Below are 24,058 nucleotides of genomic sequence, written 5' to 3' on the forward strand. Positions count from 1 at the left end.
TGTTGAATAAGAAAAACGTCCCTGCATTTGCGCAGGAACGTTTAAAAACAATTACTTTTCTGCTGAGATTATTAAGAACATAGGTCTGCGGAGTTCATCTTTCATTTCAGGAATACTGATTAACATTTCCTCAGAGGGAATAGGTTCCTTAATTGTCCTTATATTAAATCCAGCATTAATTAAGGCATTGATATAAGTTGAAAATGTACGATGGTATTTTATAACGTTTTCAGTTAGAAATGCTGTTTCATGCAATCCTTCCAATTGGTAATTGTCAACTGCCCAATGCAAACGATTCCCTTTGTCATCATGATACCATTCTTGTTCGTTCCGAGAAGTGAAGATTGGATGTTCAACTGAAAAGACAAAAGAACCTCCAGGCTTTAAACAATCATAGACCTTATTACAAATTGCTTCAAAGGACTTAATATAATGAAAAGCCAATGAGCTGATGACAACATCAAATGGAGAGTCTGAAAAATCAATGTCTTCAATTGGCATTTTAATGTATGAAATGAAGGAATCATGAGTCATTTCACGAGCTTGTTCAAGCATTTTTTCAGATATATCTACTCCAATTACAGACCTTGCTTGCTGCTCACGAGCATAACGGCAATGCCAGCCGAAACCGCATCCCAAATCAAGTACACTTTTATCTCGAAGTTCGGGTAAAAGTTCTTTTAAAACATGCCATTCTCCTGCAGCTTCAAGTCCTGTGACTGAACGTGCCATTTTTTTATAAGCAGAAAAGAAATTCACATCATCATACTTGTTTTGTTTCATTTTATACAACTCCTAAAATATTAGTTAGCCTCCTAAAATTAAAACAGCATCTAATTCAGGAGGCTATCTATCTCCTTCTAACCATTTCTTTCACCTCATTAAAAATAACTGTACCTACTATAACACTTTGCTTATTAAATAAACCTGCCCCGTTTGTTTAATAAGACAAGCGACCCTGTTCTGCTGCTGAACCTAGCCAAAGCACCCTTTAGCAAAGAAAATCAAGTGACTATGATTGAAAAGTGTAGGTTGAAGACGATTTAAGCAGACCTTCTACACCGTTTGGAAAGTAGGGCATTAACTTATTTGCCCTTTGTAAATCAACCCATTTTATTTCTGTGATTTCCTCTTCATATCTTATTTCACATTCTCCCCCCAATAAATTTGCTTCAAATGTTATCAATAAAGCGTGATGACCTTTCTCCTGAAAAAACGCTTCATTAACTGCTAAAACATTTCCCGCCTTAATAGCTAGCCCTGTCTCCTCTTCGACTTCACGAACAACAGCTTGTTCTAAACTTTCATCTTTTTCAACTGCACCACCAGGAAGTGACCAACCCTGCCCTTTGTTATTAACCATTAAAATTTGTTCACTATCTTTGTTGTAAATAAGAGCGTAAACGACATCAACTCTCAGCATATTATCCTCTTCACCTCTATCTATTGATTTTTAGATAACAATTTTTAGTAAAAATATATTAAATTATATACCTTCTTAAACAAACCTGCCCCATTACTGAATAAAAAAGGACCGGCTGTGGTCTTACCCCTGTCAAGTAGACAACCTTAAAAAAGACTAAGCAGCCAGTGTGAGTCGGTATTCAACCGGAGCACACTGGTTTAGTTTTTTCTGGAATCTTTTATAGTTATAGAGATACATGTATTCTTCAAGTATTTGAATTAATTCTTTTTCTGTTTTAAACTGTGATCGATATAGCTTCTCTGTCTTTAGATGAGAGAAGAAAGACTCAATACAGGCATTATCGAGGCAGTTTCCTTTGCGAGAATGGCTGCCTTGAATGCCTATTTTCTTTAACTTTTTGTGGTATTGATTAGACGTGTATTGGAAGCCTTGATCTGAATGCAGGATCGCACCATACACGTTTCTTTTTTGTGTTAATAGATCGATTGTATTAAGGACCAATTCTAAGTCATTTCTCTTTGAAATATTCCAGGCTAAAACCTCATTGTTATAAAGATCGAGTATAACGGAAAGGTAATAAAATGAATCTCCAACTTGAATATACGTAATGTCTGTTACGTATTTCTCATCTGGTTTTAGAGCCTTAAAGTTACGGTTTAATAAGTTTGAGTAAATAACGGAAGGCTTCCTTCCGAAGAAGTTTCGCTTCTTCCTAATTTCAGCTCGAATATTCATATCAGTCATTAATCGATATACCTTCTTATGATTAATATGAAATCCTTCGTCTTTAAGAGCTATTTTCATACGAGGGTAACCATAAAAAGGGTATGTATGATGAATAGCCATAATATGTGATTTTATTAGATATTCTTTGGTCTGCCTGTCCTCCCTAAGGGAGGTCGTTTTAAGCCACTTATAATAACCTGATCTTGAGACTTGCGCAATCTCAGCTAACCAAGCGATAGGGTAAATACCACTTAGTTCGTTTATGATTTCGAATCGTTCTGCTTTTGGGATGATCCCTCCTCGTGTAGATTTGGATACCGCTTTTTTAGGTATTCAACCTGAGCTTTATAATAATCCCTTTCCTCTTGGATACTTTTAAAGTTCGTTCTGGGGCGCCCTTTAAGTGGATTACTGTCTGTGTTACCGCCTGCACGTCCCCTTAAATCTTCAAAGGACTCTCCCTGATTAAATTTCATAACCCATTTCTTTAATTGGGTTGGACTTCGAAGACCTAGCTCTTCCGATACTGTTCGGTAACTTTTGTTTCCTTCTTTGTATAGGTTTACTGCTCTTATTTTAAAATCTTCTGTATATTTTTGATACGTTCTTCCTGTTTTCCCCATGAAAAATCCCCTCCAAGTTAAGTGTATCACCATTTTTTATGATGGTCTTTTTACACTGTCTACTTAGAGGGGATAATATCACTGCAATTACAGCCGGTCTTCGAAGATTAACCTAATTTATTTTCAATTCTCCATATTTTACTGCATAGATATTATTTTTGTAGCAACTGTTTGTTGAAATGCCTGATCATGCTCAACAATAACCATTGTGGGATTAAACCTTTGAATAAGCTCTTCAATCTGCATTCGCGAATATATATCAATAAAATTTAGCGGTTCATCCCAAATATATAAATGAGCTTTTTCACATAAACTTTTAGCAATAAGCAGCTTTTTCTTTTGGCCGCCGGAATAATGCGAAATATCTTTCTCAAATTGTATCCGGTCAAAGTCCATCTTTCGCAAAATGGATTTAAATAGAGTCTCATCAATCTTGTGCTCTTCAATAAAATCCGATAACAGCCCCTTTAAATTAGAGGTATCTTGCTGGACATAGGAAATGGTGAGGCCAGAACCTGCAGTTATTGAGCCCGTATGCTGAATCAGAGTTCCTAAAATTAGTTTTAAAATACTGCTTTTTCCGCTTCCATTCTTGCCATCAAGTACAATTCTGTCACCTTGTTCAACTTTAAAACTAATGGGCTTATTTACTATTTGGCCATCGTACTTAACAGACACATCAGCCAAAGAAATCAATTCATTGGACTGAAATTCAAATGGTTCTAATTTTAATGATTCGGTTTTTTCCACATTTTTAAGCAGTTTTGATTTTTCCTCAATCGCTTTTTGCTGCCTTGATTCCAGGTTCTTTGCTCTTTTCATCATCTTCGCTGCTTTATGTCCAACAAACCCCTTGTCCAGCTTAGAGCCCGAATTCGTTGTTCCATTCTTTGAAGCCTCCACTTGATTAGACCAGCCTGCTGAACGCTTTGAAGATTGCTTTAATCTCCCAATGTCTTTCTGCAAACGCTGATTTGCTGCCTCTTCGTGTTCTTGCTGCCGATCAAAATTTAGCTTCCATGAAGAATAGTTACCACTCTGTATTTCAATATTTGCTCTATTTATAGATAAAATATGGTCAACGCATCCATCCAAAAAGATTCTATCATGTGAAATTAAAATAAACCCTTTTTTCTTCCTTAGATAATCAGAGACCACCTTTCGTGCATCAGTATCCAGATGATTGGTTGGCTCATCTATCAAAAGAAATTGGCCCTCATTCAAAAATAGTGCAGCAAGCAATACCTTTGTTTGTTCTCCATTTGATAATGTTTTAAATGTGCGGTACATGACCTCTGCATCAACATTTAGATAGGATATTTCACGAAAAAATTCCCAATCTTCAGCCTGTGGGCAAATCTCTTCTAAGATTTCATGGGTATACTTATTTTTATCCGAAACGGGATAAGGGAAATAATTAAATTCTACCGAAGAGATGATTGTCCCGCTATACTCATAATTTCCTAATAATAAATTAAAGAATGTTGTTTTACCGCGTCCATTCCTGCCAATAAATCCAAGTTTCCAATCCGTATCTATTTGAAAGTTTACACCTTCAAAAATATTGTCAAAGCTGCCTGGATAAGAAAAAGTTAAGTCTTGAACCTTTATCATCGACATAATTATTCCTCCTTTGTATATCAATTCATTTTTCTTTTTATACAAAGTCGGTGTACCCATCTATTTTACTAGTTCTCCGTATAAGTTTGATGGATACTAACGACTTATACGGAGTCTGCATGCGTAACAATAGTGTCTGAATTGCCCATTTCCCGGTCTCCTATTTTTCAAATTAATTTTTATACGATCTCTCTTATCTTTGGGAGTATAAAAAATCCTCCCATTATATAATTGGAAGGATTAGTCTTTAATACTAAATAAGCTCCTATTTGCCCGCTGAATCATGACAAATAAAAGTTTTTTTATAAAAATGGATAGACTAACCCCTATATTTTGTAGTTTGAAGTTATTCATTTCAAATAAAAATATAGATTAGTTAATCATTGTCCATCCATCAGTCCTCTCATAAATCGTATCCTTATAGTAACAATTTTTTTCCCGGAATACAATATCACAATATTTCATATCGTCTAGAGTCCCATTTCTTCCCCAACATCACATAGGTGACATCTTCTTCAATTAACCCGCCCCGTTAGTTAAGAAAAAAAGCCGTCATTTGGCAGCTGGATGTTAAAGTAATGCACCCGTTAGTTTAAGTGAAACACTTCACAATCTTCGATAAAAAAGAGAGTTGCCAAGCAACTCCTTAGATAAGTACCAAATCCCTCGTACAATATACAATTTTACCGCTACGTACAATTTCTTGAAGTAGTGGCGTCTCGCGCGAGACTGCGTTTCGTTTACATAATATTATCGTTACACATCCGAGCTGTTGATGATAGCTAATATTTGATGATCTGCCCATTTGCCATTAATCTTTAGATTTTCTTTAGCTATACCTTCTTTTTTAAACCCTACTTTTTCTAATACACGAATAGATGCTATATTGTCAGGCATAGCTCCTGCTTCAATTCTATGTAGTTTTAATTCTCTAAAAGCAAAGTCTACAACAAGTTGAAGAGCTTCTGTTGTATAGCCCTTTGTATTATACTCCTTATCTAAAGTAAATCCCGTATAACAGCTTTGGAGGTCTCCTCTAGCAATTTGAGTTAATGAAATGTCTCCGATAAGTTTATCAGTTGCTTTTAAAAAGATTCCAAAAGCATATAATTGCCCTTCATCTGACTTTTTTAATGCCTGTTCAATGCGTATTTTTTGATGTTCTTCTGTATAAAAGGCTTCTGGGAGTAATGGGCTAACTCGTTGAAAAAATTCGCGATTTCTAGTATGTAAGTTAGCTAACTCGCTGGCGTCAGAAGTTTTGTAAAGTTGAAGATAAATTTGTTGCCCTACTAGCTTCATAATACCCCTCCAATATCTTTTTACTACCATTTTATTCTAATTAGGCAAAAGTATGATGTATATCCTATTCAAATCTTGTTCCTCATAATATTAGACGTTTGATTTTTATTTATGTTTAGGGGGCTTTTTAAGCAAACCTGCTTAGTTAGTCGAATAAGAAAAGCTGCCAAAAATAGCAGCTCCAATCTTTAACTCTTGCCCCTGTTAGTTATATATGAATAATTAGCATTCACTTTATTTAGTCACTGTTTCAGCAGGTGTAAATCCTTCATATTGATTATACTTTGTGACTATTTGGATTATAAACCAAGTTCTCTTACCTGTTTCTGGATTTTTCTCTAAAGTAATCACCTTCTGCCCACTTCCAAAGTTTTTATAAGAACTAAGTAAATCGTAAGTAATTGTAAATTTAACCTTTTCATCACTTATGTTTACAACTTTTGTTATTTGAACATTATCTACCCAAGGGCTTGATTGCCCAGTGCCCCAACCTCTTTCTTCGAACTGCTTTCGTGTTTTTCTTTGAAGAGATGGTGAAAGTAAAGCATACTGAACAGCTCCACTTCTATTATTTAAACCTAGTACCCACAATTCTACAGTTTGTTTAGGATTTTCAGATTGTAAGCCTGTCATAAATGAAGTTATTTGGCTTTCTAATGGATTTTCTGTTTGAGCATAAGTAGAATTGCATTGTAGTAAAATTAACGAAAATAAAAGGGGGAGAAAAAATAAACGCAAATCAATCACCTCATAGGGTATTATCTCTTCCTTACTTCTTTATTAGTCCTTATTCAACTAACTGCCCCTTTATTTAATTAAGAAAAAAAGCCGCTTTTTGGCAGCTGTTCTTGAACAAAAGCACCCGGTATTTTTAACTACAGTAGTTCAAAATCTTTTTGAACTTATTTTAGATTACAGTGAATCATTATTTCTAGGCATTAATTTAATTAGAGCTAATAAAAATGGGTTGCATTTACTTAAGAAAGGCTTTTTTCTTAATTTCAGAATTTAGATACCTTTGTCCAAACCTTCCGAGTACTCCCTGCATTTATTAGAAATAGGAGGTGATATATATGCGTTTGGAGGACGTTATTTCAATTGGGGCAAATTGTATCGTACGAATTAGGAATCGATTTTTTCTTTTAGTAGAAATCGAAGTTGAAGCGGGTAATGTTGAGATCGAGGAATTCGTGTTTATTCGAATATCGCAACGAGAGGCCAGGACATTGCTGAATGCAGGAGTAGAACTTTGTGAGATTAGGAGTAGTTTTCCGAGGTCTAATGACGTAGAAGTAGAGTTTATTTGTGTTTTGATTGTAGGTGTAGACGCATTTGCAGTGTTTGATGTGGAAGAAGAAGACACAGACGAAGCAGTTCTCGTGAGAATCACATTGGCTGAGGCACGTCGTTTAATCGCCAGAGGCGCAAGAGAATGTACAGTTATTAATAGATAGTAATAAGATTATTAATTAGGATATCCATGAGGGCTATTTTAATGAATGGTCCTTTTTTGTCTTGGTATAAGGAGAGTAAATACAAAAGATATCATTTTTCATAATGTCAACCCCATCGGAACACCTATAAAAATTATAGCTATTTTTCTCCTCTTATTCCTTTTTAAAATTTTTTATTCAACTCCCTCAGTTTAATACGGTTTACTCACGAATGCTCGCTTATTCGCAGGATTTCATCCTCCATGGATATATATTTCTAAATTGAAAAGAGTAGATTCTGGACAAATGGCTACGTGAAGACATAGTTAAATAGAGGAGTAGGATTATACTCCAAATTCTAGTGCCTTTTCTTCCAAGTCATCATACGCATCTAAATCTTCAGATTCTCCAAAGTAAATGGAAATATCGTAGGTGATAAACTTCAATTCTCCGCATATTTTAGTCCATACTTTTTCATTTTGTGCCTCGGATAGTTCAAGCCAATTTCCCATTGAATAACCCCCTTATTAGTACTTTTAGTAGTATCTATAATAACATTTCTTATTGAACTAACCTGCCCCTTTTGTTTAATAAGAAAAAGCTGCCTGGTTTGGCAGCTGGTTTTTAATAATAGTACCTATTGTTATATATGCTCTCCCGCTGATGTTAATTTCAATTCCTCAAAAGTTTTCGGAATGATTAGCTGTTTGAATTTAAAAAATATCCTGTATTCGCCTTAACCCACTCTTCGAAAGTAGACGGCTTATGTCCTGTAACTTCCTCAACTGTCGACAATACCTTATGAGCGGATGGAGGCGGGTTAAGGTGCCAGTTAATCACATAATCAATGGCATCTTCCTCAACACCCATCTTCCTCATCTGCTCACGTTCTTCTTCTTCGGAACTCTCAACAAATCGGATTTCCCGTCCGATAACCTTGCTAATAATCCCAACTTTATCTTTAACTGACAAACTCTCAGGCCCTGTTAAGGTATATATTTTACCTGCATGGCCGTCTTCAGTCAGTGCGACTGCTGCGACCCTTCCAATATCAGCTTCATGAATAGGAGCAATTGGTGATCCCCCAAACAGGTCTCGAACCAGCCCCTCTGAGCGTATGGAGTTTGCCCATTTTCGTGCATTTGCCATAAATTCAAAGGCTTGAAGTTGAGTCCACTCCAGGGAACTTGCCTCAACTGCACTTTCAAATGGGCCCTTTTCACCGTTCCATAAAACAGTAACCCTGCGCACTCCAGTTTTCTCAGCAAGCTTAATGATTTCTGGTCCCGTTTGTAACGGAGTATATTCTGCGCCAGTAGTAATCAAATGCATACCGCTTACGTCAACCAAAGCAGAACCGATCGTACCTGGTTCACTTAAGTCCCCCGAAACAACCTCCACACCTGCAGGCAGATTGGCCTTTAGTGGATTACGTGTCAATGCCCTCACTTTTTCCCCCTTTTGAATAAGGTGATCTACGACATGCCGCCCTACGGTTCCCGTTGCTCCTGCCACTAATATGGTCATCCCTTTCCATCCTCCCATTCTTGTTTCATCCCATTAATTTTCTCAGCCAAATTTAACCTTGTTAAAGCAGCTATTTTTGTAGGTTTGGCCATATTTATTTTCTTCTCAAATATTTTCGAAAATAAATCCCTTTAAACATTTATATATCCTTCTTTATTTATTTTTACATTAATACGAAATTATTACCTCCAGGTATAGTTTGAAATTCCCTACAACTTTAGATGTAGAATTATAAGGAGCCTAACTTCCTTATTAAATAAACCTGCCCCGTTAGTCGGATAAAAAAAAAGAGCTGCCGATCCCTGGTGGATCTTCAACTCTCAACCTTTCCTGCTATTGAAGAATGAACGGTCGATGCGATGTTTTATTAAAACATCGTTTAAATTATCTATTGGGAAATTAGATATTTTTCTTTGAAGATTGGACTAAGTTCACTCCATACATCAAATTTATTTCCATCTAAATCATAAAAAACAAAATTTCTTCCCGTGTGTCCTCTGTTTTCAATCTCTCCGACTCTAATGTCACTTTGCCTAAAGTCTTTATGTATTGCTTCTAAGGCATTTAATCCATTAACTTCGAATGTTAACGAAAAACGTTCATTACCGTAAATATCAAAGAAATTGGAGCTTTGATTTTCATTAGATTTCACAAGAAAAATACTTTGATTGGCAAAGTTTAAAATAGCTTTGTCATGATCTTTGTAGCTTAACTCTGCTCCTAGTTTATTTACATACCAATCAGAGGAAAGATCTACATTTGCCACTGGAATATATGTTGTGCCTACCCTTAATAATTTCTCGCCCATTTTTTTCTCCTCTCGAAATACCAAAATATTCTAAATTAATTATTCAACAAAAAACCCTTACTTCCTGCATCAAGTAAGGAGTATATACTTTTTCATACAACTGTTATTGCCTGCCCCTTTAGTGCAATAAGCGGAGCTGCCTTAGATGTCAGCTGACCCCTTAGCTTATTTATTGAATTTAGTCGGTTCCCTTATTCCATTCCATTAAGTAAAGGTCATTATAAAGCTCTTTAATTTTTCTAAAACCACACTTCTTATAACTTGATATTGCTCTACCATTATTTTTTTTACCTCTAATACCACACTTGAGGCACCTTTATTTTTACTGAGGTAATTTAACATCATTAGAATCATTGAAGTGCCTATCCCTTTACCCCATAATTGGATTTCTCCAATAAATTGGTCCATTCCATAGATATTTTGGTTTGCTGTATAGCCGTATCTCTTTAATTCACCCTCTTGGAATCTCATAGTATTGTATATAACCTGCTGGTTCGTTTTTGTATTCTACAATACAAGGAGTAACATAATGTTTCCCTTCAACTCTTGGCCCGTATTTTCTTATCACCATATCTATATTTGAAGGTGGCTCTTCATAGAATTCTAACACGCCCTGGTCATTTAGCCATTTAACCATAACTTCAAAATCATCACCGTTCATAAGTCGAATAAGCAGTTCATTCTTCAATATCATACTTATTTCCACCCTTATCTTTTCTTAAAGATTTCTATAAGTAATTCACCTTTACTACTTTAACAAAACTAAATAAGAAAAAGAGCTGCCGTAGCAACCCATTGTATAAAAAAGCACAAAGTTCTGTGTTTAGGAAATTTGTTTTTTAAGTAGAGATGCAACTTGATTGTTGAAAGGGAAATTCCCAGTCTCACCTCTTCCTTTAACCTTTCTAGGGCTTTTACTGCCTCGACCTTTATTTCTTTGGAGTAACCATATTTAATACTATTTAATTCAAATTCATCCTCATCAACTACTGTCCAATGGTTATTCTTCTCCTGAATAAAATCCAAATCTAAATCAACAAAACTTATTTCTTCGTTAATAAATAAGGATGGTTTTGCTACATTGCAATAAGTAGAAACAACTTTTCCATCTTCAACTTCCATTGCAGCTGTGAACCATTCTTTCAAGGGAAAATACTCTAAAGAGGTATTATCAATAGTAAAAATATTATTTTTGGTATGGTGAATTAACTTGCGCCCTGGTTTGCATAGGACAAGTAAATAATCAGAGGTGTGCTGAATCAATTCACCTTCCCATTCATAGTGGAGAATATTAGGGAATTTTAGAGCTTTAATTTTTACAATATTACCCAATTTAATCATCCTCAATAAAAACTCTCTTAACTACTTCGCCTGATAATTGGAAATTTCCTTCTGCAACAAACCTGCCCCTTTAGTACAATAAGAAAAGCCGCCTGAGTTGGCAGCTGGACTTAAAGTATTGCACCCTATAATTTAAGTGTATTTCTTCACATATTTATCTTTCTATAATTCTTTTATTAATGAAATGCTGCCCTGTTAAAAAATATAGAGAACGACGATCTATAATCGTTCATCAGCTCTAGCCCTGTATGGGTATGTTTATTCGACCAACCATACCTTATTCAACTAACCTGTAGTTCAATAAAAAGAACGGCCGTAATGGCAGCCGTTCTTTAAGTAATGCACCCGGTAGTTCAACAAAAAAGCAACTAACTATATGCAAAATTTTTTTACATAACCATTATTATCATCAATTAAAAAGGTTGGGTACCTTCTGGACGTCCAAAAGATACCCAACCTCTTTTTGAATGGTCTTGTGGTTCAAAATTCCTGTTCGTCTAATAAACGCTACCTCATATTCCGTCAATTCCTTAATTACAATTTTCATTTCAATCATCCCCCCCTATAAAGGAAATGGTTCCCTTAAAACAAATTTCGCTATCAATAGTTTATATTCCTTTTATCTTAACTACTAGGCGCTCAACCTGCCCCCGTTCGAATAAAAAAAGATTGCAGCAGCAGCCCGAACCACAATCCATTATTGAAAAAGAACATCAAGACCTACCCCTGAGGTTACTGCCTAGAAGCTATTTTTTCAAGGTAATATCGCCCATCTCTGCTTTAATTGTCAAGCTTGGGCCGTCATTTATATTCTTTCCATATTGACCCTTTAATTTGTTACTGATGGCATCACCTGAGAATTTAATAGCGTCTGTAATAAAAATATCTGATTCTATATCACCCAACTCAGTCGATAAATCCAGAGCGAGTCCTTCTGGGTCTTCTGTGATTCCGACTTCAACATCGCCCAAAGCCGTTTTAATTTTGTTCTCATTACTAAATGAAAGTACAGATTGAAGATTTACATCACCTTTCTCTGATTGAATATCAAAAGCTGCATTTAATTCTTTTATTTCAATCTCGCCTAATGCTGTTTTGCCAATGATTTTTTCCCCTTCAAACCCTTTTAATTGTACATCTCCCATCTCTGTCTTGATTATTGCATTTTTTGCTGTAAGCTTATAATCTGTTGAAATATCACCTAAATTTGTACTAATTTCTAGCGAGTCATAGTTTTTTTGGGGAAGATAGACGTTTAGGTTGACATCATTACTGTTCATAAAGTCAAAATTAATATTAAAGAAAAACTTATCTTTTTGCTTTACTGAGATATTTAATGTTTCACCGTCATCTGAGGGTTGAAATGTTGTTTTAAGTTTCTGCGTTGTACTCCCTGTAAGCTCCATTTTCACTTCATCATCATTTGCAGGGAGTATAATCACATCAGCCAGATCGCTATGAATAGAAACCTTCTTAAGGCCGTTGCTGATAAGCGTTTGTTTTTCAATTACTTTATTATCAGCAAAGCCTACGCCGCTGAATAGAAGTGTTACGGTCCCGATTAGTCCGATTACAAACAATAACAAACCAACTTTTAATATTTTACCCATTTTTTATCCCCCGTTTTGTATCTTCCAAGAGTACACTTTTCTTGTTTTCGCCTTTAATTATGTTTAGATTTGATCGTACATAATTTGTAGACAATGCCAAAAACGCCCTTGTTAGCTTCAACGAACCAACTCCAATTATAAGGCCTAAGCCGGCGAGACCAATTGAAATAAAAAGATTAAGAAAGAATTCTGCTATGCTGCCCACCGTAAAAATGGAAGCAATCGCTGCCAAAGGTGTAATTAAAAACGCAAATGAAACAACAAAGAAAGAAAAAATAACTGCTACAGCTGCAATGAACGGACCAAGCAAAAATACAAAGTTAAAGAATCCTAATCCTATAGCTGCGTATATAGCCCGAAAAAGGCTTGATACGGATTGGTTTTCTGAAGCTCTTTCCAAATGGTAATTTGCAATGCATTCTTTTGCAATGATTTCAGGCTTCCCTAGTTCAGCTGTAATTTCAGTTTCAGATTTCCCGCTTTCCATAGCTAATCGGAAATGCTCCTCATAATCATATAACATATCTTGTTTTTCCTCTTTCGGAACATTCTCCAACAATTTGCTGAGTCTCTGTAAAAATTCAGTTTGCCTCATTCTTTATCCCCTCCCCAATGATCAGATCGACCGATTTAGAAAAATTCTTCCAATCGTCAATTAATTCAAGTACATGATTTCTTCCTAATTCAGTTAACTTGTAATATTTTCTTGGCGGCCCTTCTTGGGATTCAACAAGATAGGTCGAAAAATAACCTTCCTTTGTCAATCTTCTAAGCAAAGGGTAAATCGTTCCTTCAGCAATCAAGAATTTTTCTGAGATGTTTTTCACAAGTTCATACCCGTAATGGTCTTTATTCATCGATAAAGCCATTACACATAATGTAAGAACGCCTTTTTTATATTGTACATTCACATGATCACCTAATTCTTTATAAGGTAGTAAACTTTGAAAGGTAGCTTAATAAAATTCAGTACTGTTCAATGCAAGGTACCATTCAAAAAGTATTATATTGGAAATCATAAAAGAACGCAAGTTGTTTTGAAAAATATTCCAGATGGCTTGCCAGTAATTTTGTTCTTGGTCAAAATACTTTTTCGAATACTTGTTATACAAATTAGGATGAGCTTCTTTTTTTGAATTCAAAGGAATTAGTTTGTCTCCCTTTATCGGTGTTTCAGCAAAGGACATGCATTTCATCCAATAATTTGAACGAAGTCAGCTTAATTCTTACAATGGTATCTTACTAGCACTAGGTTAAGAGTATTCTATTTATTTGCAATGGTTTAACAAAGTAAAAATGCCCTTTTGTTTACCCTTTATTAAACTAACCTGCCCCGTTTGTTCAAAAGAAAAGGCACCCTGTTGCGTTAAGGAGCTACCGATTCAACTTTAATCCTATCAGGGTCTTCAAAATATACTGCGTAATGATTATATCCTCCAGCAAATGGATGTTTGTTTTTATAAAGGATATTTATCCCTTTGATTCCAAAATTTTCGTTATTTCATTAACGTGAACCCGTGATTCAGCAAAAAATGCTAGATGATTCAGCCCTACTCGGCATCTATGATATTGAATATCAAGGAAACGTTCCTCTGCCTGCACAAACACAATATAGGTTTCACCTAGTCTCCAGCTTTGCCCTCTATCCCATTTTTGAAAAGAACTATACCCTAATTCCTGAAGAAACCATCCCCAAAATTCCACCGATTTTTCCAAATTTGATACATACAACTCGATATGCTGGAGCAATCATTTTGACAAATTAATCCACCCATTGTGTAAGTCAATCAAAAAAATTCCACAAAAATAAGCCATTTTTAGTTTGTGGTTGCGGGGAATTTAATTGTTCTTTTAGCTCAGGAGAACTGCTTCACGTTTCTTCTTAAATTTAGGGTCATCTTCCCAACGTCTAAAGCTAACATCTTCAGCTTAAAATGCATCCTTCTAATCGGTCAATACTCCCTATATGACCAGGTCTTTCATGACCTTCCTCTTATATACAGTATAAATATAGATTGGTATATTCAAATTATTCCAAAAAATGAAAGGAGTTCCAAATGGTAAAGAGGTATAACAAATTTATAGTTTTCTTCACTGCTCTAGTAATGGCTTTGGGGCTGTACACAGCTCCAGCAGGTGCTGTTTCTAATTTAGCGGACCCCGTCGCTGAAAGAGTTTTATCTGTTGAGATTGAGGAAGCGACGATATTTGAATTGCAGCATGCGATGCAGAGGGGGGGGTTAACCTCTGAGGAATTGGTTCAATTCTATCTCAATCGAATTGAGGAGTACGATGACAGCATTAACTCCATCATTACGGTTGACGAAAATGTATTAGAAGAAGCAAAACAACTAGATAAAGAGCGCGAAGCGGGAAAAGTTCGCGGTCCCTTGCATGGAATTCCGGTTATATTAAAAGACAACTATGATACATACGATATGCAAACTACTGCAGGATCCCTGTCACTTGAAGGTTCCATCCCTCTAAAGGATGCCTATCAAACAAAAAGATTAAGAGATCAAGGTGCAATCATCTTAGGGAAAGCGAACCTGCATGAATTTGCTTTCGGATTCCAAACAATTAGTTCCCTTGGTGGACAAACCTATAATCCATATGATTTAACAAGATACCCAGGTGGTTCAAGCGGTGGTACGGCAGCAGCGGTTGCTTCCAACTTTGCCACTGTCGGATTAGGGACAGACACTGGTGGGTCCATCCGAATACCTTCGTCCTTTAATAACCTGGTTGGACTTCGCCCTACTATGGGACTTGCCAGCCGCGATGGAATCATTCCACTTGCACTATCACAGGATGTCGGCGGACCGATGGGACGTACGGTTGAAGATGTGGCTGTCGTGCTCGATGCAATTGCTGGCTATGACCCAGCAGATCCAGTTACTGAAGCCAGTATCGGAAAAGTTCCAAAAACCTATACTCATTATCTTAAGAAAAATGGATTAAAGAAAGCTCGGATAGGCGTTATTCGCGACCTGTTTGGGAATGATCCTAAAGTCAATAAAGTGATGGATCAAGTGATTGCGGACATGGAAGCGCTTGGAGCAGAAGTGTTCGAGGTAACCGTTCCCAGTCTTAGTCCAATTCTTTCTTATCCAAGCTTAAGCGGATATGAATTTAAATTTCAGTTAAATGATTATTTGGCTAGCCTTGGGCCGGATGCACCTGTAAGAACGTTATCAGATATTATCGAAAGCGGGAAATTCCATCCAAGTTTGGAAAGTGGATTAAAATCCCGAAATGAAAGAGAATCATTAGAAAATGATGAGGAATACCATGACATTATTACCAATCGTCCTAAAATGGCAAGGGAAAGCTTAATGGTAACGTTTAATGAACATGACCTTGATGCACTACTCTATCCAACTTCGAGTGCTTTGCCCGCACAGGTGGGCAAAAGTCAAGGTGCAGGGAACGCTAATCGCTTAAGTCCTTATTCAGGATTCCCTGCAATCTCGGTTCCTGCTGGCTTCAGTGACAACGGCCTTCCAGTCGGGCTCGAGCTGCTAGGAAAAGAATTCGACGAGCCAACATTGATTAAACTAGCCTACGCTTATCAAGAAGGAACTTACCATCGTAAAGCGCCTGAACTAAAATAAGAACCTTCATAGAATAGAGGTAAGTCCCACTAGCCTTGCAAGTCATGAGAAAATAAAACAAGTTTTACTAATGAAAGTACATCATTTTTTGTAAAAAGGAACTGAGCAGAATACCAAAGGATTCTTACTTCAATTCTTTATTTCTTATTCCTAATTGGGGTCTATCTTTAATAAAGAAGAATCGCTTTTTCCTTAACATAAGAATAGGGATTGCAGCAACGATCCCCCTTCTTTAAACTTTAGCACCCGTTGAATAAGGAAAAGGCGATCATTTCTTATTGAATAGTCGCACCCCGTTAAGTAACAAAAATAGCCGCCTTTTGGCAGCTGGATGTTAAAGTAATGCATCCGTTAATGCAATAAGGAAATTTATTTTGTTCCTACCAGTGTACTTGAAGTTTATTACCATTTGGATCATAAAAGTGGAAATACGAATGACCGTTATCTTCTTGTATATCCTCGACTTTAACTTGATTATTAATTAGGTGTTGACGAAATTCGGATAGTTCTGGGCTTGTAAAGCCAATACTAAAAGCTGATTCATTATTAATTGTAAAGTGGGCAAATGTTTCATCGTCAGTTGGAACTAAGATAAGTAAAAAAGCTCCCTCATTTACTTTAAAAATCGCAAATGGATCGTCAGTAATGTTTAATAACTGAATCCCTAATACATCTCTATACCATTGTGCAGACTGTTCTAAATCTTTTACAGGAATTCTAATATAATGTACTTGCTCAATAAATGATTTACTCATATTTACCTCTCCTTACTTTAATCTGGTATATCAAATAATTCTCTTTTTTGTGTTCCTTTCCTTCCAAATTATTGAATTAACCTGCCCGTTTGTTCACAAAGAATAGGCACCCTGTTCAATTAAGGGGCTACCAATTCAACTTTAATCCTGTCAGGATCTTCAAAATATACTGCGTAATGATTACATCCTCCAGCAAATGGATGTTTGGTTTTATAAAGGATATGTATCCCTTTTGATACCAAAATTTTCGTTATTTCATCAACGTGAACGCGTGATTCAGCAAAAAATGCTAGATGATTCAGCCCTACTCGGCATCTGTGATATTGAATATCGAGGAAACGTTCCTCTGCCTGCACAAACACAATATAAGTTTCACCTAGTCTCCAGCTTTGCCCTCCATCCCATTTTTGAAAAGAACTATACCCTAATTCCTGAAGAAACCATCCCCATAATTCCACCGACTTTTCCAAATTTGATACGTACAGTTCGATATGGTGAAGCAATCCTTTTGACAAACTAATCCCCCCATTATGTATATCAAATAAAAATAAGCTCACAAAAATATGCTACCGTGATGACAGCTGATCCAAAAAATTTAAATTTAGATACTATACTTAATATTTCAACGTCTTTTTCATATATCCTTATTCAACAAACCTGCCCCGTTTGTTGAATAAGAAAAGCCGCCTGATTTAGGCAGCTCTTCTTACATTTAAGCACTCCATAGTTCAATTACTTCGCTTCACAAACTTTATCTATTTGATGGATTAAAACTGGAACCATTTTTTTAATGGGTAAAAACACAATTTACTATTTATGAAACCAATTATTATACTATTAACTTTTTCACGATGTTAAGCCAGATCTTTAAGACTTTTTTGAAATCCCGCCTCTATATAATCATTCATTATCAGGATTATGTTTCGGAAGATAGATTATGGCCTTAAATAAATCTCCGTCAATTTGGATGTTGAATTTCCCTTTTTGTATTTCAATCAGGCTTTTTGCAATGGACAGTCCTAACCCGCTGCCTTGGCTGGATCTGGATTCATCGCCTCTTTTAAAACGCTCCATTAATTCGTCTGCTGAGATATTTAACTCAGTAGCTGAGATGTTTTTGAAGGTTAGGAGGATTTCACTGCCCAATTCCTCAATAGATATATATACCCTTGAGCTTTTGAGGGCATATTTAAATATATTGGATAATAAATTCTCGATGGACCTCCACAATAATTTCCCGTCTGCTGTAATATAAACTTTCTCCCGTGGATAACTCAACTTAATATCTAAATCCAGTAATTCAATCTTGTCATTCACTTCCCCTAGCCCCTGGGTGATTAAAGACACGACATCTATTTTTTCAAGATGAACTGGAATATTTCCGCTGGATGCCTTTGTAGCTTCAAATAAATCTTCTGCCAGTATTTTTAGCCTTTTTGACTTTTGATCCAGTACTTCAATGTAATCTTCTGCCTTCGATGGGTCCTTTTCATCTTTCAATAAATCAACATAAGTAATAATGGAAGTTAAGGGGTTCCGAATATCATGCGATACATTGGTGATTAGCTCTGTTTTCAACCGCTCACTTTTTAGTTCGTTATCCACCGCTTTTTTTAATCCATCCGTGATGCTGTTGATGTTGGCAGCAAGCCTGCTGAATTCTCCTTTTCCATCTGCTTCAATACGGTGATGAAGATTCCCTTCCTTAATTCTCTCCACCCCGCTCTGTATAGAGTTAAAGGTCTTGATTTTCTTTAAGGCAAACCAGGCTGCCAAGCCAATCGTCACCGGAAACATGAAGAACGTTAAAGCAATTAATACCGGATAGCCAATGACAAGCAGTACCGTCTTTACGCCAACGCTTCCGCTTTGATAGACATCCCCTATAAATTTAACTAGCTTGTGGATCAATGTAAAAATTAATGTATGTCTGATAAGGGTTCTATTTTTGAAATGCTTTACGAGTGACAGAATCAGCATCAATCCCAGAGAGGCAAAAGGGATCGTGATGGGTGTAATCATTTTTGCTGTATTCTCAAACACATCATCCACTAATGCAACCCAAAATACTATAAGCATAGTACATAGTACGATATTGATATCATTGTATAATTTATCTGCTGGATGAAAATGCAGCTCTTGGTCCTTAAATGACTTTCTGCCCGCTATGAGCACAAGGTAAAAAAATGAAAGAATAAATCCGGCCATGCATCCAAATAATTGATATACGTTTTTCCCAGCAATGGCTTTGTTTTCTTGCCACTCTTCTATTTTAAGGTCTAAAAATTCGTCCGGAAAAGCAATATACACAACCGTGTTCCCTGAATTCAGTTCATCCATTTGTTCTGTTATCAAATGCAAATGTTCATTTTCTTCCGTTTCTTTTGGATAAAACTCTCGATTATATTCCTCGAACAGCATATAAGAAGGGGCGTTTTCAAACTGTTCCTTTTCGGTCTTTGTACTGTTTTTAAACACATTTGTACCATCACTGGCATAAAACATCAGCTCTGAATCCTCAATATTCTGCAAAAGCAAATGAAATTCTCTTAAATCCTCCCTGATCAGCTGATCCCTTTCCTGAGAGAGTGTCTCTGCGTACTCTTCTTTAAACTTTTTGAAATTTTTTTCTTCACTTAATTCAGGATTATAGCTTCTGGATTGATTCCGAAATTCTGAGTATAAGTTCTCTTCAACACTTCTCCATGTATCCTGGCTGATTGTTTTGCCGCTTAAAATATGCTCCTCATTCTTAAATTCCCCTAATAGTCTTGTGAGATCACCGATGAGAGTCTCATTTTCCAGCACAAATGCCCTGCTCTCTAAGTAATTGTCTTCTAATACGCTGCTGAATTGTCCATCATTGACGACCTCTACCTCAACAACGGCTCGAATTGCCCCCGTAAAGCATACGATGGCTATGATGAAAACAATTATTTTCGTCATGACAGAATGACTATATTTTTTCAACTTTATATCCAACTCCCCACACCACCTTCAAATATTTTGGCTCTTTCGGATTTATCTCTATTTTTTCTCTAATTTTCCTGATATGAACGGTTACCGTGTTTTCCGGACTGAAGGATTTTTCATTCCATATCTTTTCATAGATCTCCTCGATGGAGAAAACTCTTCCGGCGTTTGCAGTCAGAAGCTTTAATATCTTATATTGTACGGGTGTGAGATGGACCTCCTTCCCATCGATCGTGACTGTTCTCCTTTCATCATCGATTATAAGTCCCCCAGTCTGATATACATTGCTTCTTGTTTCAAGACTTCCAAATGTCGTATATCGTCTCAGCTGTGATTTAACCCTTGCGATTAGCTCCAGGGGATTAAATGGCTTAGTGATATAATCATCTGCCCCTAAGTTTAAGCCTAAAATTTTATCCGAATCCTCCGATTTGGCAGAAAGCATGATCAATGGGATATTATTTTCTTCTCTAATCTTCATGGTAGCTCTAATCCCATCCATCTTGGGCATCATAATGTCCATGATAATAAGATGAACCTCATGATCTCTTATTACTTCGATGGCTTCTACTCCATTAAAAGCTTTAAGTATTTTATAGCCTTCATTTTCTAAATAAATGCCTACCGCATCTACAATGGCTTTATCATCATCACAAACCAATATGTTCATGAAAGTTCACTCCTAAATATGATTTTCAATATAAATGCCATCCCTTTATTATTCCTGTTAATAGAATAATATCAGTTAAATCTTAACAAACACTTTATGCAATTCTTAAGATTTTCTTAGTGTTTTAAAAGAATCAGCTATAATTTGGCCACTGAAGCTTGGTTGAAGCGCTTTAAACAATCAGCCAAGATAGAAATAACAGGGCAACTAATAACTACTTTTTGCAAACAAAAAAAATGACCCAAACATAATGTTTTGAGTCATTTCTTATTGGCTCTACGGTGTTAGAATTCCTCTGCTACTTCCGTATGCCTATTTAATCAGGATCTTACACTTGCCCAATTACCGACACTTTTAAATTCTTTATATTCAGGTTCCCATACTGCATCTGCCACAGCTTTTGCAACATCAGTAATATTTGCTCTTGCAATACCTTCTTCTATCGCGGCTTTCGCTACTTCAACACCTACATAGATAGAGACATCATGCAATTTTTCAATCGAAGGGAGCAGGGATGCTCCTGGCTGGCTGCTGTCTGACATCTCAGCAACAGCGTTGGCAGCTGCAGCGAACATTCCTTTTGATACTATTTCAGCTTTGGCAACTATGGCTCCCAGCCCGAGGCCAGGGAATACAAATGCGTTGTTTGACTGCCCAATGTTATAAGAAACACCATTGTATTCTACATCGGCAAATGGACTTCCGGTTGCAATGAGCGCCTTGCCGTCTGTCCATTTGATCAGGTTTTCCGGTACCGCTTCAGCCAGAGCAGTTGGGTTGGACATCGGCATGATGATTGGCCGCTCAACATGCTTGGCCATTTCTTTAATAATTTCTTCAGAGAAGGCACCTGCCTGGCCAGATGTACCGATCAGGATTGTTGGCTTCACCCTCTGTACAACTTCCATTAATGAAATAATTCCGTCCTCATTTCTGTCCCAGCCCTTCACTTCATCCGATTTCCTTACATAAGGCTTTTGAAACTTCAGGACATCTGGTATGTCATCTGTCAGTAAGCCCCGGTAATCAATAGCCCAGAAACGGTCATAGGCTTCTTCTCTGGTCAGCCCTTCAAGAACCATGGCATCTGCTATTTGGTCAGCATTACCGATCCCGGCAGCCCCCGGACCGAAGACAACAATACGCTGGTCCTTCATGGAAACCCCGGTTACTTTCAAAGCAGACATGACAGCAGCAAGGGTGACGGCCCCTGTTCCCTGAATGTCATCGTTGAAGGTCAGGATTTTGTCACCATATTTATCAATAATATTTCGCGCGTTCACATTGCCAAGATCCTCCCAGTGAAGGAGAACCTCCGGAAAAAACTTCCTTGCAGTCTGTATGAATAGATCAATGAATTCATCATAACGATCACCGCGGACACGAGAGAATTTGTTGCCAATATAGATAGGATCGGCAATCAAATCCTTATTGTTTGTACCTGCATCCAGCACAACGGGCAGGACTCGGCTTGGATCAATACCGGCTGCAGCTGTATATACAGCAAGTTTGCCAATCGCAATGTTAATGCCTCCTACTCCCTGGTCCCCGATGCCCAGAATACTTTCAGAGTCAGTAACAACAATTAAATCAATGCCATTTTTAGGCTGTCCCAGATTTTGAAATGCCTTTTCAATCCCGGCAGGATCATCAATCGAAAGATATAAGCCGCCTGGGCGCCGGTAGCTGTGGGAGTATGTCTGGATCGCTTCTCCGACAGTTGGGGTATAGATAATTGGCAGCATTTCTGCCAGGTGGTCTTTCAAAAGCCGGTAAAACAGAACGACATTGCGGTTATATAAATCATATAGAAGCCCGTTTTTGAAAAGATCCGTCGTCCGCATGGAGTATTGCTCATAGACCCTTTTCGCCTGTTCATCAAGTGTCAGAACCTGGGGCGGCAGCAGGCCGTCAAGTCCAAGCTCTTCCCTTTCCTCTTTTGTAAAAGCCGTTCCTTTATTCAAAAAAGGGTTTGAGAGAACTTCTTTTCCTTTCAATGTGGTAATAATAACATTATCAGGAATATTCATGGAATTTCCCTTCTTTCTTTCTTAAAATTAGCTGTGCAAATTTCCCCTATTCATGTTAATGACCTTTGCTCTTTCCCACTAGGTTATTTAAATAAAGTACCCTTTTTTGTAACTAAAAAAACAGGCAATAAAAGCGGCTGCCTGTTTTTTCATTACTTTACAAATCAGTTAAAAAACTTTAGCAGCATAATGGCAAGGATGACTGTAGATGCTCCGCCAAGTCTTGTGGATACTTGGGCGAAAGGCATGAGGGACATACGGTTAGAAGCAGAAAGGATTGCAACGTCCCCTGTTCCGCCAAGTCCGCTATGGCAGCCTGTGACAATCGCAGAATCAACCGGATGCATTTTCATCAGTTTTCCAACAAAATAACCGGTTGTGACCATCGCCAACACGACAGCAACACAGACCATCACGTATGAAGGAGTCACGATTTTTACTACATCTTCAAGCGGGATGTAAAGCATTCCAAGTCCAACCATTAATGGCCATGTCAGACTGGATGAAGTAAATTTGTACATATGGAAAGCACCTTGCTCCATTTTTGCCGGTAAAAGCTGCAGGCTTTTCACCAATGCTGCAGCCACAATCATAAGGACAGGACCCGGCATGCCCAAAAGCTTGTGCCCAACGCCGCCAAGAATAAAGAATGCACATGCCAATAAGAGACCTGCTCCCATGAGCGGGAAGTCTACTGGCTTATTAATGGTGGCGGATTCCGTAATGCCATCTCCGCCTTTTGCTTTAACTAAAACACCGTTGCCCGTAAGATGAGGTTTCTTTTCGCCTAAACGAGAAAGGAGACCCGCACAGATAATGGCCGCGATATTTCCAATGACAGCAGCTGGAATCAATTGGCCAACAAATGTTTCCGGATCCTGTCCGAGAATTTGGCCATACCCAATGGAAAGCGGAAGGATTCCTTCTCCAATTCCGCCCCCGATAATAGGAACAACAATAAAGAATAATGTATGCTTTGCTGAATATCCAAACAGCATCCCAACCAGTACTCCAGCACCAACAGAAGCGAGCGTACCTAAAGCAAGGGGCACGAACATCCTTGTAAAGCCCTGGATGAGTACTTTCCGGTTCATCCCAAGAATACTTCCTACCACAAGGATCGAGATATATAGATAAAGGAAGTTCGAGGTTTTCATTAATTGTGTGACAGCGTTCATCCCAGTTTCATTAATCACACTAAAATAAACTAATAGTGATGGAACAAGGAGTGCCATAATAGCCGGGCCTCCAATATCCTTAAGGACAGGAATCCTCATTCCAAGCTCTCCCAGAAGAATTCCCATCGTAATGATAAGGGCAAAGCCTCCAATCATATCGGCCGGCAATATGTCAAATGCCGTTGCAAAAAAGACAACAGCGGCGATAATGATGTACAGCGGAAGCGGCACTGTGCCGACCTTCACACTGGATAACTTGGCAAACATACCTTTATTACTATTATTTGATTTACCTTTATTTTCATAAATTGGAGTAAGCGGTTCCAACTCTTTTGCAGGCTGTGCCATTTGTAAACCCCCTTTATTTTGTTACCTGTCCATCATATTCCCCCATAAAACGTTTTCATAGAATATGAAATTAT

The 24,058-nt window shown here is 37.3% G+C and carries 24 protein-coding genes and 1 pseudogene; 2 read left to right on the forward strand and 23 right to left on the reverse strand.

Annotated elements, in window-relative coordinates:
* Positions 1-51: 51 nt before the first annotated feature.
* From QUF73_13720 to QUF73_13745, 6 genes are all read right to left on the reverse strand, one after another.
* Positions 52-783: a class I SAM-dependent methyltransferase gene (locus tag QUF73_13720; protein ID MDM5227261.1), complete on the reverse strand. Its 732-nt coding sequence runs from the start codon at positions 781-783 to the stop codon at positions 52-54.
* Between the two features lie 229 nt (positions 784-1,012).
* On the reverse strand, positions 1,013-1,423 hold the full coding sequence (locus QUF73_13725; protein MDM5227262.1) for an NUDIX hydrolase: 411 nt from the start codon (positions 1,421-1,423) through the stop codon (positions 1,013-1,015).
* A 156-nt stretch (positions 1,424-1,579) separates the two neighbouring features.
* Positions 1,580-2,775, reverse strand: a protein-coding gene (locus QUF73_13730; GenBank protein MDM5227263.1) for an IS3 family transposase whose coding sequence is annotated in 2 segments (ribosomal slippage) — positions 1,580-2,469 and positions 2,469-2,775 — 1,197 coding nt in all. Because the reading frame shifts where the segments join, the coding sequence is not laid out codon by codon here.
* Positions 2,776-2,913: 138 nt separating this feature from the next.
* Complete coding sequence (locus QUF73_13735; GenBank protein MDM5227264.1) at positions 2,914-4,395, reverse strand: Lsa family ABC-F type ribosomal protection protein; 1,482 nt, start codon at positions 4,393-4,395, stop codon at positions 2,914-2,916.
* A gap of 756 nt (positions 4,396-5,151) precedes the next feature.
* Positions 5,152-5,697, reverse strand: coding sequence for a GNAT family protein (locus QUF73_13740; GenBank protein MDM5227265.1), 546 nt, complete (start codon positions 5,695-5,697; stop codon positions 5,152-5,154).
* Between the two features lie 234 nt (positions 5,698-5,931).
* Positions 5,932-6,435 carry a hypothetical protein gene (locus tag QUF73_13745; protein MDM5227266.1) on the reverse strand — a complete coding sequence of 168 codons (504 nt, stop codon included), beginning with the start codon at positions 6,433-6,435 and terminating at the stop codon, positions 5,932-5,934.
* Between the two features lie 335 nt (positions 6,436-6,770).
* Here QUF73_13745 and QUF73_13750 point away from each other — a divergent pair, with 335 nt between their 5' ends.
* Positions 6,771-7,151: a hypothetical protein gene (locus tag QUF73_13750; protein ID MDM5227267.1), complete on the forward strand. Its 381-nt coding sequence runs from the start codon at positions 6,771-6,773 to the stop codon at positions 7,149-7,151.
* A 323-nt stretch (positions 7,152-7,474) separates the two neighbouring features.
* Here QUF73_13750 and QUF73_13755 read toward each other — a convergent pair whose 3' ends face one another.
* The 11 genes and pseudogenes from QUF73_13755 to QUF73_13805 form a co-directional block, all read right to left on the reverse strand.
* Positions 7,475-7,642 carry a hypothetical protein gene (locus QUF73_13755; GenBank protein MDM5227268.1) on the reverse strand — a complete coding sequence of 56 codons (168 nt, stop codon included), beginning with the start codon at positions 7,640-7,642 and terminating at the stop codon, positions 7,475-7,477.
* A 187-nt stretch (positions 7,643-7,829) separates the two neighbouring features.
* Positions 7,830-8,657 (reverse strand): NmrA family NAD(P)-binding protein, encoded by an 828-nt coding sequence (locus tag QUF73_13760; protein ID MDM5227269.1) that lies wholly within the window; start codon positions 8,655-8,657, stop codon positions 7,830-7,832.
* A gap of 388 nt (positions 8,658-9,045) precedes the next feature.
* Positions 9,046-9,465, reverse strand: a complete 420-nt coding sequence (locus tag QUF73_13765) for a VOC family protein (protein MDM5227270.1) — start codon at positions 9,463-9,465, stop codon at positions 9,046-9,048.
* A 204-nt stretch (positions 9,466-9,669) separates the two neighbouring features.
* Entirely contained in the window at positions 9,670-9,936 is a 267-nt protein-coding gene (locus QUF73_13770; protein ID MDM5227271.1) for a hypothetical protein, read from the reverse strand.
* Complete coding sequence (locus QUF73_13775) at positions 9,917-10,159, reverse strand: GNAT family N-acetyltransferase (protein MDM5227272.1); 243 nt, start codon at positions 10,157-10,159, stop codon at positions 9,917-9,919. The genes QUF73_13770 and QUF73_13775 overlap by 20 nt, the downstream gene beginning before the upstream one ends.
* Positions 10,160-10,227: 68 nt before the next feature.
* Complete coding sequence (locus tag QUF73_13780) at positions 10,228-10,797, reverse strand: DUF402 domain-containing protein (GenBank protein MDM5227273.1); 570 nt, start codon at positions 10,795-10,797, stop codon at positions 10,228-10,230.
* Positions 10,798-11,215: 418 nt separating this feature from the next.
* Positions 11,216-11,353: a hypothetical protein gene (locus tag QUF73_13785; protein MDM5227274.1), complete on the reverse strand. Its 138-nt coding sequence runs from the start codon at positions 11,351-11,353 to the stop codon at positions 11,216-11,218.
* A 199-nt stretch (positions 11,354-11,552) separates the two neighbouring features.
* Positions 11,553-12,416 (reverse strand): DUF4097 family beta strand repeat-containing protein, encoded by an 864-nt coding sequence (locus QUF73_13790; protein ID MDM5227275.1) that lies wholly within the window; start codon positions 12,414-12,416, stop codon positions 11,553-11,555.
* Entirely contained in the window at positions 12,409-13,011 is a 603-nt protein-coding gene (locus tag QUF73_13795; protein ID MDM5227276.1) for a DUF1700 domain-containing protein, read from the reverse strand. The genes QUF73_13790 and QUF73_13795 overlap by 8 nt, the downstream gene beginning before the upstream one ends.
* The gene (locus QUF73_13800; GenBank protein MDM5227277.1) at positions 12,998-13,327 is read right to left on the reverse strand and encodes a PadR family transcriptional regulator; all 330 of its coding nucleotides are present in this window, start codon (positions 13,325-13,327) and stop codon (positions 12,998-13,000) included. Before QUF73_13800 ends, QUF73_13795 begins: the two co-directional genes overlap by 14 nt.
* A 455-nt stretch (positions 13,328-13,782) precedes the next feature.
* Positions 13,783-14,165: pseudogene (locus QUF73_13805) on the reverse strand (VOC family protein).
* A 308-nt stretch (positions 14,166-14,473) separates the two neighbouring features.
* Here QUF73_13805 and QUF73_13810 point away from each other — a divergent pair.
* The gene (locus QUF73_13810; protein MDM5227278.1) at positions 14,474-16,030 is read left to right on the forward strand and encodes an amidase family protein; all 1,557 of its coding nucleotides are present in this window, start codon (positions 14,474-14,476) and stop codon (positions 16,028-16,030) included.
* Positions 16,031-16,410: 380 nt separating this feature from the next.
* On the opposite strand, the gene QUF73_13815 is transcribed toward QUF73_13810, so the two are convergent.
* From QUF73_13815 to QUF73_13840, 6 genes are all read right to left on the reverse strand, one after another.
* Complete coding sequence (locus QUF73_13815) at positions 16,411-16,785, reverse strand: VOC family protein (protein ID MDM5227279.1); 375 nt, start codon at positions 16,783-16,785, stop codon at positions 16,411-16,413.
* Positions 16,786-16,904: 119 nt separating this feature from the next.
* Entirely contained in the window at positions 16,905-17,300 is a 396-nt protein-coding gene (locus QUF73_13820; GenBank protein MDM5227280.1) for a VOC family protein, read from the reverse strand.
* Between the two features lie 385 nt (positions 17,301-17,685).
* Positions 17,686-19,767, reverse strand: coding sequence for a HAMP domain-containing sensor histidine kinase (locus tag QUF73_13825; GenBank protein MDM5227281.1), 2,082 nt, complete (start codon positions 19,765-19,767; stop codon positions 17,686-17,688).
* Entirely contained in the window at positions 19,742-20,428 is a 687-nt protein-coding gene (locus QUF73_13830) for a response regulator transcription factor (GenBank protein ID MDM5227282.1), read from the reverse strand. The genes QUF73_13825 and QUF73_13830 overlap by 26 nt, the downstream gene beginning before the upstream one ends.
* Positions 20,429-20,748: 320 nt before the next feature.
* A complete protein-coding gene (locus QUF73_13835; protein ID MDM5227283.1) occupies positions 20,749-22,458 on the reverse strand; it encodes an NAD-dependent malic enzyme in 1,710 nt (569 codons plus the stop codon).
* Positions 22,459-22,622: 164 nt separating this feature from the next.
* Positions 22,623-23,903, reverse strand: coding sequence for a 2-hydroxycarboxylate transporter family protein (locus QUF73_13840; protein MDM5227284.1), 1,281 nt, complete (start codon positions 23,901-23,903; stop codon positions 22,623-22,625).
* Positions 23,904-24,058 lie beyond the last annotated feature (155 nt).

The organism is Cytobacillus sp. NJ13, from assembly GCA_030348385.1.
Taxonomy (GTDB): Bacteria; Bacillota; Bacilli; order Bacillales; family Cytobacillaceae; genus Cytobacillus.

Coding starts and splice junctions, on each gene's coding strand:
- QUF73_13755 (MDM5227268.1), bottom strand. CDS start 7,642: ATGGGAAATTGGCTTGAACTATCCGAGGCACAAAATGAAAAAGTATGG.
- QUF73_13760 (MDM5227269.1), bottom strand. CDS start 8,657: ATGACCATATTAGTGGCAGGAGCAACGGGAACCGTAGGGCGGCATGTC.
- QUF73_13765 (MDM5227270.1), bottom strand. CDS start 9,465: ATGGGCGAGAAATTATTAAGGGTAGGCACAACATATATTCCAGTGGCA.
- QUF73_13810 (MDM5227278.1), top strand. CDS start 14,474: ATGGTAAAGAGGTATAACAAATTTATAGTTTTCTTCACTGCTCTAGTA.
- QUF73_13735 (MDM5227264.1), bottom strand. CDS start 4,395: ATGTCGATGATAAAGGTTCAAGACTTAACTTTTTCTTATCCAGGCAGC.
- QUF73_13775 (MDM5227272.1), bottom strand. CDS start 10,159: ATGATATTGAAGAATGAACTGCTTATTCGACTTATGAACGGTGATGAT.
- QUF73_13740 (MDM5227265.1), bottom strand. CDS start 5,697: ATGAAGCTAGTAGGGCAACAAATTTATCTTCAACTTTACAAAACTTCT.
- QUF73_13795 (MDM5227276.1), bottom strand. CDS start 13,011: ATGAGGCAAACTGAATTTTTACAGAGACTCAGCAAATTGTTGGAGAAT.
- QUF73_13835 (MDM5227283.1), bottom strand. CDS start 22,458: ATGAATATTCCTGATAATGTTATTATTACCACATTGAAAGGAAAAGAA.
- QUF73_13720 (MDM5227261.1), bottom strand. CDS start 783: ATGAAACAAAACAAGTATGATGATGTGAATTTCTTTTCTGCTTATAAA.
- QUF73_13830 (MDM5227282.1), bottom strand. CDS start 20,428: ATGAACATATTGGTTTGTGATGATGATAAAGCCATTGTAGATGCGGTA.
- QUF73_13840 (MDM5227284.1), bottom strand. CDS start 23,903: ATGTTTGCCAAGTTATCCAGTGTGAAGGTCGGCACAGTGCCGCTTCCG.
- QUF73_13790 (MDM5227275.1), bottom strand. CDS start 12,416: ATGGGTAAAATATTAAAAGTTGGTTTGTTATTGTTTGTAATCGGACTA.
- QUF73_13785 (MDM5227274.1), bottom strand. CDS start 11,353: ATGAAAATTGTAATTAAGGAATTGACGGAATATGAGGTAGCGTTTATT.
- QUF73_13750 (MDM5227267.1), top strand. CDS start 6,771: ATGCGTTTGGAGGACGTTATTTCAATTGGGGCAAATTGTATCGTACGA.
- QUF73_13815 (MDM5227279.1), bottom strand. CDS start 16,785: ATGAGTAAATCATTTATTGAGCAAGTACATTATATTAGAATTCCTGTA.
- QUF73_13725 (MDM5227262.1), bottom strand. CDS start 1,423: ATGCTGAGAGTTGATGTCGTTTACGCTCTTATTTACAACAAAGATAGT.
- QUF73_13770 (MDM5227271.1), bottom strand. CDS start 9,936: ATGAGATTCCAAGAGGGTGAATTAAAGAGATACGGCTATACAGCAAAC.